The following is a 17596-nucleotide window of genomic DNA, read 5'->3' on the forward strand; positions in this document are numbered from 1 at the left end:
TGGATTTTGATTGTAACTAAGAACATATAAAAGTTCACTGTTATTTATAGGAGAGTCTGTTTGTTTTTATATCTTATGTATTTCACCCTGCATAAAAAAATATTTCTCAACATTTTATTTGTTGAAAAAGATTGAATATTCGTATTATAACGAATATTATGTTGTTATCGGCAAAAAACGATAATTTGCAGACACTGGGGAGGAAATACATTGAAAAAGAAAAAGAAATTAAAACCATTAGCGGTATTAACAACAGCAGCAGTACTAAGTAGTACGTTTGCTTTTGGAGGTCACGCAGCGTATGCTGAGACACCAACATCATCTCTACCAATAGATGAGCACTTAATACCGGAGGAGCGTTTGGCTGAAGCGCTAAAACAACGGGGGGTAATTGATCAATCTGCATCACAAGCTGAGACTTCAAAGGCTGTCGAAAAATATGTTGAGAAAAAGAAAGGGGAAAACCCTGGGAAAGAAATCTTAACAGGAGATAGTCTTACGCAAGAAGCCTCTGACTTTATGAAAAAAGTAAAAGATGCAAAAATGAGGGAAAATGAACAGGCGCAGCAGCCTGAAGTAGGCCCAGTAGCTGGACAAGGTGCAGCATTGAACCCTGGGAAATTAAATGGAAAAGTACCTACTACATCAGCGAAGCAAGAAGAATACAATGGAGCTGTTCGAAAAGATAAAGTACTTGTTTTACTTGTAGAATTTAGCGATTTTAAGCATAACAATATTGATCAAGAGCCAGGATATATGTATTCTAAGGACTTTAATCGTGAACATTATCAAAAAATGTTATTTGGTGATGAACCATTTACTTTATTTGATGGATCGAAAATTAACACATTTAAGCAATATTATGAAGAACAATCTGGTGGTAGCTATACAGTTGATGGGACTGTAACAGAATGGCTTACTGTTCCAGGAAAAGCATCAGATTATGGTGCTGATGCGGGTACTGGGCATGATAACAAGGGGCCCTTAGGACCAAAAGATTTTGTGAAAGAAGCATTAAAAGCAGCGGTAGCAAAAGGAATCAATTTAGCAGACTATGACCAATTTGATCAATACGATCAAGATGGTGATGGAAATAAAAATGAGCCAGATGGCATTATTGATCATTTAATGGTTGTACATGCTGGCGTTGGTCAAGAAGCTGGCGGCGGTAAATTGAAAGATGATGCGATTTGGTCACATCGTTCAAAACTAGGTTCAAAACCATATGCAATTGATGGCACGAAATCTTCTGTTTCGAACTGGGGCGGAAAGATGGCTGCATATGATTATACAATCGAGCCTGAAGACGGAGCAGTTGGTGTGTTTGCACATGAGTATGGCCATGATTTAGGCTTACCAGATGAATATGATACAAAGTACTCAGGACAAGGTGAACCTGTTGAGTCATGGTCTATTATGAGTGGTGGTAGCTGGGCTGGAAAAATTGCAGGAACAGAGCCAACGAGTTTCTCGCCACAAAATAAAGAGTTTTTCCAAAAGAATATGAAGGGGAACTGGGCGAATATTCTTGAAGTAGATTATGACAAACTTAGCAAAGGAATCGGTGTTGCAACATATGTAGATCAAAGTACTACAAAATCTAAACGACCTGGAATTGTTCGTGTTAACTTGCCGGACAAAGATATAAAAAATATCGAATCAGCGTTTGGTAAGAAGTTCTATTACAGTACAAAAGGAAATGACATTCATACAACACTTGAGACACCAGTATTTGACTTAACAAATGCAAAGGATGCTAAGTTCGATTATAAGGCATTTTACGAACTTGAAGCGAAGTATGATTTCCTTGACGTATATGCGATTGCAGAAGATGGAACGAAGACACGCATTGATAGAATGGGCGAAAAAGATATAAAAGGCGGCGCGGATACAACTGATGGTAAGTGGGTTGATAAATCATACGATTTAAGCCAATTCAAAGGAAAAAAAGTAAAACTGCAATTTGAGTACTTAACAGATATTGCAGTAGCTTATAAAGGATTTGCGTTAGATAATGCAGCCTTAACTGTAGATGGAAAAGTTGTTTTCTCTGATGATGCAGAAGGTCAGCCTGCAATGACGTTAAAAGGCTTTACTGTGTCTAACGGATTTGAACAGAAAAAACATAATTACTATGTAGAGTGGAGAAATTACGCTGGTTCTGACACTGCGTTACAATATGCACGTGGCCCAGTATTTAATACAGGAATGGTTGTATGGTATGCGGATCAAAGCTTTACAGATAACTGGGTAGGCGTTCATCCAGGTGAAGGGTTCTTAGGAGTAGTAGATTCTCATCCAGAGGCAATTGTAGGGACATTAAACGGACAACCTACTGTGAAGAGCAGTACGCGTTATCAAATTGCCGATGCGGCATTCTCATTTGATCAAACACCAGCATGGAAAGTAAATTCACCAACACGCGGTATCTTTGATTATAAAGGATTACCAGGAGTGGAAAAATTTGATGATTCTAAGCAATACATCAACAGCGTTATTCCTGATGCAGGACGTAAGTTACCGAAGCTAGGACTGAAGTTTGAAGTGGTAGGCCAAGCTGAAGACAAGTCTGCAGGTGCAGTTTGGCTTCATCGATAAAATAAGGTAAAAAGAAGAGAAGCTGCGATAAGTCGGTGAAACTGACTGATTGCAGCTTTTTTCTTCTTGTGAAAAAACTCGCTGTTTTTTATGTACTTATTGGAAAAATATGAAGTTTCTTTGATACATAAAATGCTCCGTCTGTCCAATTATAGAAGCTATTTTGGACGTAAGAAATTTGTAAGTAATGAGTAAGAAAAAAGAGATTTTCATAGTATAAAATATTTATTATAGCTACTTTTAACACCTGATACTAATAGTGTGCTATAATATGAATTAGCAACAAAAAGGAAAGGAATTAGAACAATGACCTTAGAAAATACTAAAAATTTAAAAAAACAAGTTGCTCCTTTTGAAAAATCAACGATTAAAAAAAGTGTTTGGCAACTGATCAACACAATCGTGCCATTTATTATTTTATGGTACCTTGCTTATAAAAGTTTGTCAGTTTCTTATTGGTTAACATTAGTTCCAGCACTGTTAGCCGCTGGATTTATGACAAGGATTTTCATTATTTTTCATGATTGTACCCATTATTCATTCTTTAAGAGTCGACGTGCAAATAGAATAGTTGGAACGTGTATGGGTGTTTTAACATTATTCCCATTTGATCAGTGGGGGCATGAGCATTCTATTCACCACGCTACGAGTGGTAATTTGGATAAGAGGGGTACAGGGGATATTTGGACGCTTACAGTAGATGAATATGTAGCAGCACCATTTAGACTCCGTTTAGCATATCGTTTATATCGCAATCCATTCGTTATGTTTGGGTTAGGCCCGATTTATGTTTTCTTGCTTAAAAATAGATTTAACCGAAAAGGTGCTAGAAAAAAAGAACGTATGAACACTTATTTAACGAATATTTTAATCGTTGCTATTGTAGGAATGCTTTGCTGGGCAATTGGATGGCAATCGTTTCTTTTAGTACATGGTTCTATATTTTTAATAGCAGGTTCAATAGGGATTTGGCTGTTTTACGTACAGCACACATTCGAGGATTCTTATTTTGAAGAAGATAAAGAATGGGAATATGTGAAAGCGGCAGTGGAGGGAAGTTCTTTTTATAAACTTCCAAAAATTTTGCAATTTCTAACGGGTAATATTGGATTTCATCATGTTCACCATTTAAGTCCAAGAGTACCTAACTATAAACTAGAAGAGGCACACAACAATACCCTTCCTTTAAAAAATGTACCAACAATTACGCTTGCTACAAGCTTGCGTTCACTCCGTTTCCGTCTTTGGGATGAGAAAAGTAACAATTTTGTTAGCTTTAAAGATGTCAAAAATATAATTAAAAATAATGTTTCTGTTCGGATGAAATCTGAACTATAATTGCATCGTATATAAAACTCCCCTTAATCATTTTCGATTTAAGGGGAGTTTTTGTTTAAAGATTAGATGCCAGATAAGAAGAAAAATTAAATGTTTCAAATTGTAATGGAAGCAGATTAGGAATTGCTAGTACGTAAGTACAAATACAAGGTGGCAATAAATGTATTATGTTAACAAGTGGAGTTATCATGAATGTTCCATTACGATAACTGTTCATAAATCCAACGAAAATTAATAGCAAAAGGGGGATCGTACAACAGTATATCTAAAAAATTAGAAAAGACTTGAACGGAAATTTCATTCATTTTTCTTGGTGTTCCGCATTCCATACACTTAAATAGGATGCATATTCTAATTCATCTGGATTGTCATGTAACATAGAAATGAATTCTAATTTATTTCTATCACAATCTAGAAAGTATACACTTGCAGCGGGCATCCACCTTTGGACAATTGGCTCTTGATTTCCTTTTCCTTGACTTCCTATCACTTCTATTCCACGCTCCTCTAACCACGCTTTAGAAGTCATTAAAAACTCTAAATTTACACCAAAAGCAAAATGTCTCAGCTCAAAGTCTTCGATATTATTTACTTCCCATAGTCCAAGCATTTGTTTTTTATTTTCTCCGACCCAAAAGAAAGCCACTCTTCTTTTGGAGAGTTTTCTTGCTAACGTTAATCCTAGCTTGTTTTGATAGAAATTTATCGCTTTTTCTAAATTTCTTACATGTAAATGAGTCTCGTATATGTTCTGTATCATTATGATCATTCCTTTCTTTCTTGGTAACTACCAGTTGAGTAATGAATGTAATTCTAATAATGTACAGCTATATCTGATATACCTATTTATTATTATATCGAAATTGAAATACGATAAATCCAACTGAGGTAGCAAGTTCAAATGAAAATTTTACTACTTTTGTAGGAGAAGAGAAAAATCCATTAAATTCAGGTGAACTCATATTTAAATAATAAAAAAAGACAACACATGAAGTGAAACGCCACGTGTTGTCTTTTTTGTATCGTACAATATTACGAAGTTTCGCTAATTTTAGTTTCACTTTGAGTGTTAGTTGCAATTCTTTTCTTAACTTTAAAGTGATAGTAGGTATAGCAAAAGATGATAAATGGTACAGTACAATAAATGCCTAGTCTTTGATCTGGGATAAAGATAAGACTTACTAATATAATGCCATACAATCCAAAACCAAGAATTGGTACAAGGGGATAGAGTGGAGTTCTGAACTTCAAGTCGTCTAATTTTCCACCTTCAGCTAAATAGTGTTTGCGGAAAAAGAATTGAGAAACACAAATTGACATCCAAACAATAATTGTTATGACTCCAGAAATGGAAATTAACCATAAGTAAACCGTTTCAGCAGCTACGACGCTTGTTAAAAGAGAAAAAGCAGAAATAGCTATTGTCATGATTAAAGCGTTGAGAGGAATCCCACGTGATGATAATTTCTTTAAAAATGCTGGAGCCATTTCGTTTTTTGATAAAGACCAAAGCATGCGAGTAGCAGCGTATAGTCCTGAGTTTGCAACAGAAAGAACAGCAGTAAGAATAACAAAGTTCATAATATCAGCTGCATATGGAATACCGATATTATCAAAAACAGCAACGAATGGGCTCTTTGTGAGTCCTGCTTCTTCCCAAGGAATTAAAGCAACAAGAACAAAGATTGCTAAGACGAAGAAAAACATTGTGCGCCATATAATATTTCTAATAGAACGAGGTAAAGTTTTTGCTGGATCTTCACTTTCACCTGCTGCGATTCCGACAAGCTCTGTACCTTGGAAGGAATAATTGACTGTAACCATTGTTAATAGAATAGCTGCAAGTCCATTCGGAAATAAACCACCATGATTTACGAAATTTGAAAGAAGTGGAGCTGGTTCGTCGCCTTTTAAATCAATAAAGCCGAACATAGCGGCGCCACCAAGAATTATAAAAGCTATAATGGCAGATACTTTTATACTTGAAAACCAAAATTCTGTTTCTGCATAACTACGAGCAGATAATGCGTTAATAGTAAAGATTGTAACGCCAAATATTAAACACCAAACCCAAACAGGAATATCAGGAAACCAGCGCTGCATTGTAATACCGGCAGTTGTAAATTCAAGACCGGTCGTATTCGCCCAGCTTAACCAATACAACCATCCGATTGTAAAGCCAGTTGCAGGATTGATGAATTTAGTGGCATATTCCTGGAAAGAACCCGAAACAGGCATGGCTACAGCGAGTTCACCAAGACATAGCATAACGAAATACATTAATAATCCACCGGCCATAAAGGCAAGTACGGATCCACCAGGTCCAGCTTGACTTATTATAAAGCCAGATCCGTTAAATAATCCCGTTCCAATCACACCACCGAGTGCAATCATGAATAAGTGTCTACTTTTCATCGTACGTTTTAATTCATTGTTTGTATTGTTTACTTGCGCCATTGTTTTCCTCACTTTCGTAGTTGATAGAATAAAGTTTGATGTTTTTCCGTATTATGGAATGTATTCCGTGATGTGAAATATTGTTATAATTTTCAGATAATTAAAAAGGAAAGTCAATATTTTTTTGTTTGCGTTTTCAATTCGTTGTTAGTGATATATTTTTATTGTTAGAAAATTGAATAAATATATTGATTTCATTTCGAATGTTTGCTAAATTGATAGTTAATTAAACGTACTAACATACTACGAGTAAAGTTGAGGCGAGTTATGGTACAGTCCATTGATCGAGCGATAAGTATTATTAAATTATTGAATTCTACAAATGAAAAAGAGTATTGGGCTATTTCTGATATAGCTGATGGAACACATCTCCCAGTTAGTACAGTACATAGATTACTTAACTCTCTAATGGAGCATGGGTTAGTTACACAAATTACAGAGACAAAACAGTACAAAATTGGACCAATGTGGATGGAAATAGGGTTACGTCAATTGGAGAAGGTAGACTACAGATCTGTTGCAAGAGAAGTGATGAAACGTTTGGCTGCTGAAGTGGAAGAAAGTGTCTATTTGAATATTCCAAACGGAACGCATTCTATTATCATTGAAAGAATTGATAGTCCTTTAAAAATTCGGGTTATCGATAATCTAGGAGAACAAATTCCACTTTCAATTGGTGCTGCAAATAAAACGATGCTTGCCAATATGAAAACGAATGAAATGGAACATATTGTAGAGTATTTACTTCCTTCATTACCAGAACAAAAGCAAATTCTTCTTAATCAAATAAAGCAAATAAAAAATGAAGGATATGCTGTCAGTTATGGTGAAAAAACAGAAGGGACAGCTTCAGTAGCTGCACCTATTATCGGATTTAATCATAAAGTAGTAGGAGCATTAAGTGTTGGGTTAATTAGTCATCGTATTAATGATGATCGACTATCTTTTCTTATTAGCAAGGTAAAACAAGCAGCTCATGAAATATCAATAAAAATCGGCAGTACATCAGAACTATAATTTTGATAGCTGTCGTCATTTTTTATTCATATATTGGAATTCGTTTTCATAATGCGGAAAAATAGGGGGATTTATATGTCAAAGTGGCAATCAAAAGAACAATTGATTCAATTATTAAGCAGTCTTGTTGAAATTCCTAGTATTACAGGTACAGAGGCTGAAGTGATATTGCCAGACTTTGTTGTGGAGCAATTATCTGATTTACAGTACTTCAAAGAAAACCCGCACCATGTGCAAAAAAATCCGACGGGGGACGGACGATATTTTGTTACAGCACTAGTAAAGAAAAGCGATAGTACAAAAAATACTGTAATTCTAGTAAGTCACTTTGATGTTGTAGATGTACAAGATTACGGAGTGTGGAAAGAAGATGCATTTAATCCTAAAAAGTTAACATCTATGTTTTATTCTCATAAAGATGAACTTCCAGACCATGTACGTGAAGATATAGAACATGGAGATTGGCTGTTTGGTAGAGGAACAATGGACATGAAATGCGGCCTCGCATTACAAATGGCAATGATTGAACAAGCATGTGAAGGAAGATTCGATGGGAATGTTCTTTTATTGGCTGTACCAGATGAAGAAGTGAATTCTGTAGGGATGAGGGCCGCTGTTCCGAGACTATTAGATTTAGCAAGAGAGCATAATTTAGATTATAAAACGGTCTTAAACTCAGAGCCTATGTTTTCAAGACATCCTGGTGACCAAAATAAGTATATTTACACTGGCTCTATTGGTAAAGTGTTACCTGGTTTTCTTTGCTACGGAAAAGAGACACATGTAGGTGAACCTTTTGCAGGGTTAAATGGGAGTTATATGGCTTCATTAATAACAGCAGAACTAGAGTTAAACACAGACCTTTGTGATATTATAGAAGGGGAAGCGAGTCCTCCACCAACTAACTTACTTCAAAGGGACTTAAAAGAGGATTATTCTGTACAAATTCCGCATCGTGCAGTCACATTATTTAATTTGTTTTTATTAGAAAAATCAATGACAGATGTAGTTTCATTGTTACGTCAAAAAGTAACGAAAGTAGCAGAGAAAATAGAAGAGTCGTATGAAAAACATGCATATCGTTTTTCTAAATATAATCCATTTATACCACCTAATCTCAAAGTAAATGTATTAACTTATGAAGAGCTTATCACATATGCAATTGAGCAACATGGACGAGAAAAAATAGATCATATTCAATCTAATATTATAAAAAATAGAGGAGATAAAGATGATCGTGCGGTAACGATTGATTTAGTAGATAAATTAGCGATTTTATGTAAAGAAAAGGCACCGATGATTGTACTTTTCTTCGCTCCGCCGTACTATCCAGCTGTGAGTTCACGCAACAATCCTTTAATAAAAGAGGTAGTTGTAGAAATGGAAAAGTATGCACATTACAATCATAAAATTACATTTGAAAACCAAAATTATTTTGGGGGGATTTCAGATTTAAGCTATGTAGGCTTGCAGTATCCACTGGATTCAATGAGTTCGCTTGTAGACAATATGCCATTATGGGATAAAGGCTATTCAATTCCGCTTCAGGAATTAGAAGAGTTTGATGTTCCAGTATTAAATATGGGACCGGTAGGAAAAGATGCACATCAATGGACAGAACGTCTAGATGTAAACTACGCATTTGAAACACTATTAGATATGTTACCGAAATGCATTGAAAAATTATTAGTTTCTAATAAAATTACACAATCATAGTAGGGAATAGGTAAGGGATAAAACAGAACCTTTAAAGAAGAGTCAAATAAAATTATTTTAATATAATTAAAAAGTAGAACGGCCAAGCTCAATTTTATATGAGTTTGGCCGTTTATCATGTAGTGAATTTTTAATTAAAAGTATGTGAATTCATAGCTAACGTAATCTCTTTTATAGTTTTATTTTTTAGTTTGACCAGATAGTTCAACAGACTTTTTCGTACAACGCTGCATAGCTGAAATAATCGCTGTTCGTAATCCTTTTTCCTCTAATGTCGCTACAGCTTCTATTGTCGTTCCGCCAGGAGAACAAACCATATCTTTCAATTCACCTGGATGTATTCCTGTTTCTAGTACCATTTTTGCAGAGCCTAACACAGCTTGAGCAGCGAATTTATATGCTTGATTTCTTGGCATACCATCTAGTACAGCAGCATCTGCCATCGCTTCTATAATCATATATACATAAGCTGGTGAAGAACCACTTACGGATGTGACAACATCCATTAATTTTTCACTTACGATCTCTGTTTGACCAAAACTATTGAAAATGTTTAGTACATCTTCTAAATCTTTTTCTGTAACCATTTCATTAGGGCATAATGCAGACATTCCTTCTCCAACAAGAGCAGGAGTATTAGGCATTACTCTTACAACCTTTACTTTTTTATTAAAGGCATTTTCAGTACTTTCAATACTTTTTCCAGCAGCGATCGTAACGATGATAGCATCGTTTTTGATTACTTCTTTTATTTCATTAATTATTGATGAATATAGGTCTGGTTTGATTGATAAAATTAAAATATCAGCATTTTTAGCTACTTTATTGTTGTCGGTAGTTGTAGTTAGCCCATATTTTTCACTAGCATTTTTTAAATTAGCAGTGTTTAAATCTGAACAAATAATTTGATTTGCAGACACTATATTTTTGTTTATCATTCCGCCAATCATAGCCATTCCCATATTTCCGCAACCGATGAATCCAATTTGTTTATCCATAATAACTCAATCTTGCTCCTTTTATAATCAATTATATCGGTTTGATATTATTTTCTTAGAATAAGAATAACATCCCTGTGCAATATAAAGAAACATTCTAAGAGAATATATTCCTTTTTGCAACACTAAAAGACAAAAATTAATTATATTCGACATTATGTAAATATATACACTATAATGTAAGGTTTTATGTTTATGAATATGAGTTAAACTTATATCATTTTGTATTTTCATTCAGTAGGGCGATAATTTCATACAAATAACTTGTGGCTCTATTTATTTTTAAAAATACCTCTTGACACCGAATCGAACTATATCGCATAATATAAAAAAATTAGATTGAAAATCGTTGAAGGGAATTAGTACATATGTCTTCTTGCGAAAGAGAGTGGAATTCACCGGCTGAAAGATTCCTCGTATAGAATATATCGAACCTATCCCTGAGTCTTAAATGAAAGTTTAGGCGTTCGCCTGCGTTATAGGCACCAAGTGGATATCTATGTATATCAATTAAGGTGGTACCGCGGAACAATGACCGTTTCGTCCTTTTTATTTTATTAAGGGCGAAGCGGTCATTTTTATTTTGCTCTTAAATACTTCAGTGCAGCATTGATGAGAATAGATATAGTTACAAAGTGAATGAAGTGTAATTTATAAAAAAACTTTGATTTTAGACTTGGGGGATAAAAAAGTGAAAAAACAACGAATTGTTGTAAAGATTGGGAGTAGTTCCTTGGCAGATAGTCATGGAGGCATCTCTACAGAACAGCTTTCAGATCACGTTGCCGCATTGGCTCGGTTGAAAGAAGATGGGCACGAGGTTGTGTTAATTACATCTGGAGCCGTCGCTGCAGGTTTTTCAGCGCTAGGATATCCTAGCAGACCTGTAACGATTAAAGGGAAACAGGCTGCAGCAGCTGTCGGACAAAGTTTGTTAATGCAGGCGTACACGGAGGAATTCCGTAAATATGGCATCGTTACTGCGCAACTTTTGCTGACGAGAAGTGATTTTTCTAGAAAAGAACAATATAGTAATGCTTACGCTACGTTAGGAGAATTATTAAACCGTTCCGCTCTTCCAATTATTAATGAAAATGATTCCATCTCTTTAGAGGAGCTAACGTTCGGTGATAATGATATGCTGTCAGCTTTAGTAAGCGGGCTTGTTTCGGCGGATATGCTTATGATCTTTACGGATGTGAACGGGTTATATGACAAAAATCCTCAGAAAAATGCGGATGCAAAAAAATATTATTTTCTTCCTGAAGTTACGGAAGAAATTTCTTCTCTTGCAGGAGATGCAGGCTCAAAACTTGGGACTGGCGGTATGAAATCAAAAATCGATGCTGCAAAGACAGCACTCTCTCTTGGTGTGAGTGTATTTATCGGAACAGGACGTGGACAGGAAAAGTTTGTAGATGTTTTGAAGGGTAAGGGTGATGGAACGTATGTTGGTAATGCTCCTCAAAAAGAAATGAAGATGAACAAGCAATGGATTGCCTTGCATTCGCTTGTTAGCGGACAAATTGAAGTAGATGCTGGGGCAGCTACTGCCATCATTCAGCATGGGAAGAGTTTACTTCCAGCTGGTGTTACGAATGTATCAGGATTTTTCCAAGTGGGTGAAGTTGTAGAGGTTGTAACGCAACAAGGGCGCGTAATAGGAAAAGGACAATGCACATATAGTGCAGAGGAACTAAGAGATGTAAAAGGTATGCAAAGCCAAGATATTCAAGTAAGAGGCGAGAGACATAGTTATGAAGTCATCCATAGGGATCATTGGGTTTCACTTTAAAAAGGAGGAAATAAAAATGAATGAAGTGTTGGCAAAGGGGATAAAAGCAAAAGAGGTTGCTAGAGAACTTGTGCTTAAAACTACAGATCAAAAAAATGAAGCACTTGCTGCAATTGCTAATCAGCTGATAGTAGAAACAGCTTATATTTTAGAAGAAAACAAACGGGATATTGAAGAAGGTAAGGAGAAAGGATTTTCTCATTCAATCCTTGATCGCCTTTTGCTGAATGAACAGCGAATTGTTGATATGACAGAGGGTATTAAGCAGTTAATTGAATTACGTGATCCTGTAGGAGAATGTGTAAGTGCATGGGAACGACCAAATGGACTATCTATTCAGGAGATGCGCGTACCACTTGGTGTTGTCGGAATGATTTATGAGGCAAGACCGAATGTAACTGTTGATGCTGCTACAATTTGTTTAAAAACAGGAAACGCAGTAATACTACGTGGTAGTTCTTCTGCTATTCATTCTAACAAAGCCATCGTTAGCGTTATTCACAGGGCGCTTAAGCAGACTAGCTTGCCTTCAGAAAGTGTACAGCTCATAGAAGATACAACGAGAGATAGTGCAAAACAGTTGTTTACATTGAACGAGTACTTGGATGTTCTTATACCAAGAGGCGGTAAACAATTAATTGATACAGTAGTGAGGGAAGCGTCTGTTCCAGTACTTGAAACAGGTGCGGGGAATTGTCATATTTTCATTGATGAAACAGCGGATAAACAAATGGCATTTGATATTATTATAAACGCAAAAACGCAGCGTCCATCTGTATGTAATGCAATTGAAACGATTGTACTTCATGAGAAGTGGGCAGAGCAATATGGTAGCGAGTTGTTTTCTTCCTTGAAGGAAAGAGGAGTGGAGCTACGTGGTGATAATAAAGCAGTGGAGATTGATCCTTCTATCTTACTTGCGACAGAAGAAGACTGGGAAACTGAGTTTTTATCTCTCACACTAGCAGTGAAAGTGGTTTCCACTGTTGAAGAAGCGATTCATCATATAAATACGTATGGATCTATGCATTCTGAAGCAATTATTACTGAAAACGAGGAAAACGTCAGCAAGTTTTTTACTTCTGTAGATGCCGCGGTACTTTATCATAATGCATCGACTCGTTTTACAGATGGATCCGAATTTGGATTCGGAGCGGAAATTGGTATCAGTACACAAAAGTTACACGTAAGAGGACCAATGGGGCTTCCAGCATTAACTTCTACAAAATATGTGATTCGTGGAAATGGGCAAATTCGAAAATAATAATAAAAGACACTCAATTGGCTTGGGTGTCTTTTATTATAAAAATTATTTACCATACAAATAGCCCAACGAGCATAGCACTTAATAAAGAAACAGCCATCCCGCTAACAAGAAGCTTCCAAACATTTTTACCGATGACTGATGATTTTTCTCCGCCAAATAATGAATTGTAAGTTCCATAAATCATACCTACTGTACTAAAGTTAGCAAAAGAAGCTAGAAATGTCGTTGCAACCGCAACCGTATGCGGTTGTAGCGACTTTAAGTTTGATTTTAAATCCATCATTGCAACAAATTCATTCGTCGTTATTTTGATCCCCATTAATTCAGCTACATACATAGCATCACTGCCTGATAAACCGAGTAAAAATGCAAAAGGACTAAAGATAATGGAGAAGATTTTTTGAATTGTTAACCCTGTTACAAAAAATCCTAAAATCCCATTTAAACATGCTGTTAAAGCTACATAACCAATTACCATAGCTAAAATAACGATAACCATATTCATCCCAACTAACATACTGTTTGAAATAGTAGAAAAGAAATCCTTTTTTTCATGTTTTGAAGGTGTGTAAACAACGTCTTCTTCTTTCGAAACTTCCACAGGATTTAATACATTGGCTAAAATTAATGCGTTAATACAGTTTAATGGGATTGCGCTGAAAATATATGTTGCTGGCACCATTGATAAATAAGCGCCAAGAATGGATCCGCTAACGCTACTCATACTCATAATTCCAAAAGTTAATAATCGATTTTCTTTTAACACAGATAATTGATCACGAACAACCGCAAGTGCTTCGGTGTTTCCTAAAAACATCATTTGAATCGAAAAGAAACTTTCTAACTTTGGTAAACGAGAAATCTTTGAAATAACTGCACCTACTTTATCAATAATCCAAGTTAAGATTCCGAAATAAGATAGAATATCGAAAAAAGTAATAACAAAAATGATAGGAAGTAACGCACTAAAGAAGAAATCAATGTGCTGACTTTCCATAGCTGAAGGAAATGCAAATCGAATACCTTCATTCGCACATGCTAGTAGCCAACTGAAAAATGACGCAATTTTATTAATGATAATACTGCCGAGCTTTGTGCCTAACATAAACCATGTAATAAAAAGCTCCAATAGGATGAGAATTACAATTGGTCTCCATTTTATATGTTTTTTATTAGGCGAACATAAGAAAACGATTAATATGACAACGAAAATCCCTAACATATTCAATATGAAATACATGTCAACAACTCCTTGAGGCTTATTATTTGTATATAAAAAAGCCTCTATTCTTCCAAATTTGGATTATGATCAGAAGTTATGAAGAGGGTAAATGATGTTTGGGATTCACGTATTTTAATTTGCTTTATTTTGAGCAATCGCAGTAATTATCGAACAATTAGTTGTTTTCAATTGTTTTGTTGGATATTAAACGTATGCGATTTTAAACATCGTTTATCCCGGATTAACGGGCAGTAAGACTTTTACCTCAAAATTCAGGGAAAGCAAAGAAGTGAAGTGGGGATGGGCTGCCCGCAAAATCCCGATTGGTAAGAGCTGATTAAAATTTCACTTTATAAATAAGAACGGTGAGTTGGCCATGAACCTTGAAGTTTCCGAAGCTGTATAATTTGTCCTGTATGATAAGCATCATGCAAAAGGATATTCATATATTGTTGCCAAACTGGTAGAGAAGGACTTAGTTGATCTAGTTCTGCTTCTTGAAGGGCGGTTAATGAAGATTGTAAGGCATCATGTACTTGAAGCGTTCGCTTTTCTCTTCAATAAACCTTCTCTATAGTTGAACAAGAGAGTGAAATACAACGTATAATTGAGCCATTAAAAAATCTCATTTTTAATATGATATTTAATAATCAAGGCTTTCATTGAGTCAGAATGAAAAGAGTATAAACCTTTTTCTGTTTGCTCATTGATTAAAGTTTTTTTAAAGTTGCAAAACGGTTCTAAAAATATAGAAGGTAAAATTCGATAAAAATAGAATATATTATATAGCAAACAAGGAGGGGATAAAAATGGAGGTCTATCACATAACGAGCAGAAAAAGGGAAACATACAACGTTCAGGTGAAATATTCGATACTTTTCGAATGTGCACTTGGCATTGCTGCGATTACTCATAAAAGGTTAATTGATACTCTTGAAAAGAGTCAAAATGAATGGGAAGAAATTAAGGAAGCATTAACAGAAGAAATGAGAGAACACTTACAGTTTGTAGAAGAACATAATACGTGGAAAGCATTACTCCAGTTATTGTATGAAGAGGATTTTCAAGATTTATCGCAGTTTAATTTTAAAATTGATTCATTTTCAGAAGAAGATTTGAAATTTATATGTTTACCGTTTTTAGGAGAGAAGTATGAAGAGAAAAGACGTTTAGCTGCAACGGGAGTTGTATGTGCAATACACGAACTAAAGGAACTAACAGATAATCATCAGTTTTTTTCTACTTATATTAGCTTTATATGTAATGTAGATGTACAAGTGCTGAAATCGCATTTAATCGCTGTTATGACAGGTTGGTATGAGAGTGTTATTAAAAGAGAGGAAGAACAAATACTTTCTATATTAAAACGAGATTATGAAGCGAAAAATGAAATGAATAAAAAGATGAAGCCGGAAGAGTTTGTCGAGTGGGCGACTGGCGGAGTGAACTATATGCCAGAGCCAAGTGTTCATCACGTACTTCTTATTCCGCAAATGACGTACAGACCGTGGAATATTGAAGCGGATATTGATGATACGAAAGTATTTCATTATCCAGTTGCGAATGAAAGCATTCATCCTGAAGATCCGTATGAACCGAATTATTTTTTAGTTCAAAAACATAAGGCTCTTGGGGATGAGGCGAGATTGCGAATTGTAAAAATGTTATTTGAAAAAGAACGTACATTACAGGAAATAACGGAAAGATTACAGCTTGGTAAATCGACTGTACACCATCATTTGAAATTGTTACGTGCAGCGAAGTTAGTTGATATACATGACGGAAAATATGTATTAAGAAAGAAAGCAGTACAGTCTTTAGCGAAAGAATTAGATATGTTTTTGAATAGATAATTAACAACGAGAATGTACATAAAGGGAGGAATATAAAAGAAAAGTTGGTGTGTGAAATTGAAAAATATATTGAAAAATCGTTCGTTCTTTTTCATGTGGATTGGTAGTGCAATCTCTGAATTAGGAGGGGCTTTCGGAACGTTATGTAATTCAATTCTAGTATATGAGTTAACAGGATCGGAAATGGCTTTAAGTAGTATGTGGCTATTATATTTCATCCCATCACTCATACTGCAATTAATAAGTGGCCCATTTATTGATAAATGGAGCCGGAAGTGGATTATGATTTTTTCACAATGGATACGGGCGTCCGTATTCTTATTACCTTTGGTGATGCTAGTTACAGGTAGTATAGAAGTTTGGCACATTTATGTTGTTCAAATTGTAGTGGGACTTATTACACCTCTTTATACACCTGCAAGTCAAGCAATTACACCGAGCATTGTAAGTCAAGGACAACTTCAAGACGCAAATGCGTATATTGATGGAATGACTCGTCTCATGATGTTTCTTGCGCCAGTATTGGGCGGAGTAGTCATTCATTTCATTGGAACAGAACTTACATTATCTTTCGTATGTATTTGTCTATTTGTTAGTGGTGCTTTCTTACTTTATATAAAAGAAAAGAGAACTACAACAGATATACGAAAAACGTGGCTAGAACAATTTCTTCAAGGTTTTACATATTTTTTTACAAAACCAATCATCGTTTGGCTTGGTATATTTCTTACTTTCGTGCAGTTTGGAGTAGGGGTAACGATGGTCACAAATCTTCCTTATATAAAAGACGAGCTGTTAGCGGGATATGCAGAGTACGGCTATTTTATGGCAGGTTTTCCACTTGGCTACGTAATTGGCTCAGTATTAGTCGGAAAAGTAACATATAAAAGCCGGCGTATACTTATGCTTGGGGGATTGTTTATAGGGGGACTCACATACATTTCGCTAGGGTTCAATCATAGTATTATCATTGCAATACTAATTGAAGTAATAGCAGGGATTTGTATTGCATTTTTCAATGTTCATAACACAACAATATGCCAACAAATCGTCCCAAATAATATGATAGGACAAGTATTTTCAGTGCGTTTATTTTTCATACGATCCGCTATGCCATTAGGTGTGTTAGTAGGGGGAATATTGAGTGAAATGTGGGGAGTAAGAGCGCTATATGTAATTATCGGTGCAGTTATATGTGTTACATCTTTAATAGGGATGTTACTTCCATATTTCAAATTTTTAGATGAGGCGATAGAAAAGAAATCAGCATAATTCAAAAAATTAAAACTTTACAATTGAAAATAATTATCATAATCAATTATAATAGAAGAATAC

12 protein-coding genes, 1 pseudogene and 1 other annotated feature are annotated in these 17596 nt (G+C 35.3%); of the genes and pseudogenes, 8 read left to right on the forward strand and 5 right to left on the reverse strand.

Annotated features, from left to right (window positions below; translation table 11 throughout):
- Nucleotides 1–210 precede the first annotated feature (210 nt).
- The gene (locus QO049_RS26365; protein WP_098280089.1) at nucleotides 211–2598 is read left to right on the forward strand and encodes an immune inhibitor A domain-containing protein; all 2388 of its coding nucleotides are present in this window, start codon (nucleotides 211–213) and stop codon (nucleotides 2596–2598) included.
- Nucleotides 2599–2904: 306 nt separating this feature from the next.
- Nucleotides 2905–3936, forward strand: a complete 1032-nt coding sequence (desA, locus tag QO049_RS26370; protein ID WP_078438946.1) for a Delta(5) desaturase DesA — start codon at nucleotides 2905–2907, stop codon at nucleotides 3934–3936.
- 301 nt (nucleotides 3937–4237) lie between these two features.
- Here desA and QO049_RS26375 read toward each other — a convergent pair whose 3' ends face one another.
- Both QO049_RS26375 and QO049_RS26380 read right to left on the reverse strand, forming a co-directional pair.
- Entirely contained in the window at nucleotides 4238–4696 is a 459-nt protein-coding gene (locus QO049_RS26375) for a VOC family protein (protein ID WP_000615639.1), read from the reverse strand.
- Nucleotides 4697–4968: 272 nt separating this feature from the next.
- A complete protein-coding gene (locus QO049_RS26380; protein ID WP_000079967.1) occupies nucleotides 4969–6393 on the reverse strand; it encodes an amino acid permease in 1425 nt (474 codons plus the stop codon).
- A 267-nt stretch (nucleotides 6394–6660) separates the two neighbouring features.
- Here QO049_RS26380 and QO049_RS26385 point away from each other — a divergent pair, with 267 nt between their 5' ends.
- Together QO049_RS26385 and QO049_RS26390 are read left to right on the forward strand one after the other, a co-directional pair.
- Nucleotides 6661–7410: an IclR family transcriptional regulator gene (locus tag QO049_RS26385; RefSeq protein ID WP_061655471.1), complete on the forward strand. Its 750-nt coding sequence runs from the start codon at nucleotides 6661–6663 to the stop codon at nucleotides 7408–7410.
- A 51-nt stretch (nucleotides 7411–7461) separates the two neighbouring features.
- Nucleotides 7462–9126, forward strand: coding sequence for a M20/M25/M40 family metallo-hydrolase (locus QO049_RS26390; RefSeq protein ID WP_246960327.1), 1665 nt, complete (start codon nucleotides 7462–7464; stop codon nucleotides 9124–9126).
- Between the two features lie 179 nt (nucleotides 9127–9305).
- Here the strand turns inward: QO049_RS26390 and proC are convergent, their stop codons facing one another.
- A complete protein-coding gene (gene proC / locus QO049_RS26395) occupies nucleotides 9306–10124 on the reverse strand; it encodes a pyrroline-5-carboxylate reductase (protein WP_284489639.1) in 819 nt (272 codons plus the stop codon).
- Nucleotides 10125–10464: 340 nt separating this feature from the next.
- Nucleotides 10465–10675 (forward strand) — a binding site (T-box leader).
- A gap of 140 nt (nucleotides 10676–10815) precedes the next feature.
- Here proC and proB point away from each other — a divergent pair.
- Complete coding sequence (gene proB, locus QO049_RS26400; protein WP_000744736.1) at nucleotides 10816–11919, forward strand: glutamate 5-kinase; 1104 nt, start codon at nucleotides 10816–10818, stop codon at nucleotides 11917–11919.
- 16 nt (nucleotides 11920–11935) lie between these two features.
- Complete coding sequence (locus QO049_RS26405) at nucleotides 11936–13183, forward strand: glutamate-5-semialdehyde dehydrogenase (RefSeq protein WP_001006617.1); 1248 nt, start codon at nucleotides 11936–11938, stop codon at nucleotides 13181–13183.
- Nucleotides 13184–13232: 49 nt separating this feature from the next.
- Here QO049_RS26405 and QO049_RS26410 read toward each other — a convergent pair whose 3' ends face one another.
- Both QO049_RS26410 and QO049_RS26415 read right to left on the reverse strand, forming a co-directional pair.
- Nucleotides 13233–14426, reverse strand: a complete 1194-nt coding sequence (locus tag QO049_RS26410) for a NupC/NupG family nucleoside CNT transporter (RefSeq protein ID WP_000273603.1) — start codon at nucleotides 14424–14426, stop codon at nucleotides 13233–13235.
- A gap of 332 nt (nucleotides 14427–14758) precedes the next feature.
- A pseudogene (locus QO049_RS26415) lies at nucleotides 14759–14959 on the reverse strand (DinB family protein); the annotation flags it as partial.
- 258 nt (nucleotides 14960–15217) lie between these two features.
- On the opposite strand from QO049_RS26415, the gene QO049_RS26420 reads away from it, so the two are divergent.
- Both QO049_RS26420 and QO049_RS26425 read left to right on the forward strand, forming a co-directional pair.
- Nucleotides 15218–16261 (forward strand): ArsR/SmtB family transcription factor, encoded by a 1044-nt coding sequence (locus tag QO049_RS26420; RefSeq protein WP_097856271.1) that lies wholly within the window; start codon nucleotides 15218–15220, stop codon nucleotides 16259–16261.
- A gap of 51 nt (nucleotides 16262–16312) precedes the next feature.
- Nucleotides 16313–17533, forward strand: coding sequence for an MFS transporter (locus tag QO049_RS26425; RefSeq protein WP_080450943.1), 1221 nt, complete (start codon nucleotides 16313–16315; stop codon nucleotides 17531–17533).
- Nucleotides 17534–17596 lie beyond the last annotated feature (63 nt).

This window comes from Bacillus sp. RB3, from assembly GCF_030164735.1.
In the GTDB taxonomy this organism is placed as follows: domain Bacteria; phylum Bacillota; class Bacilli; order Bacillales; family Bacillaceae_G; genus Bacillus_A; species Bacillus_A cereus.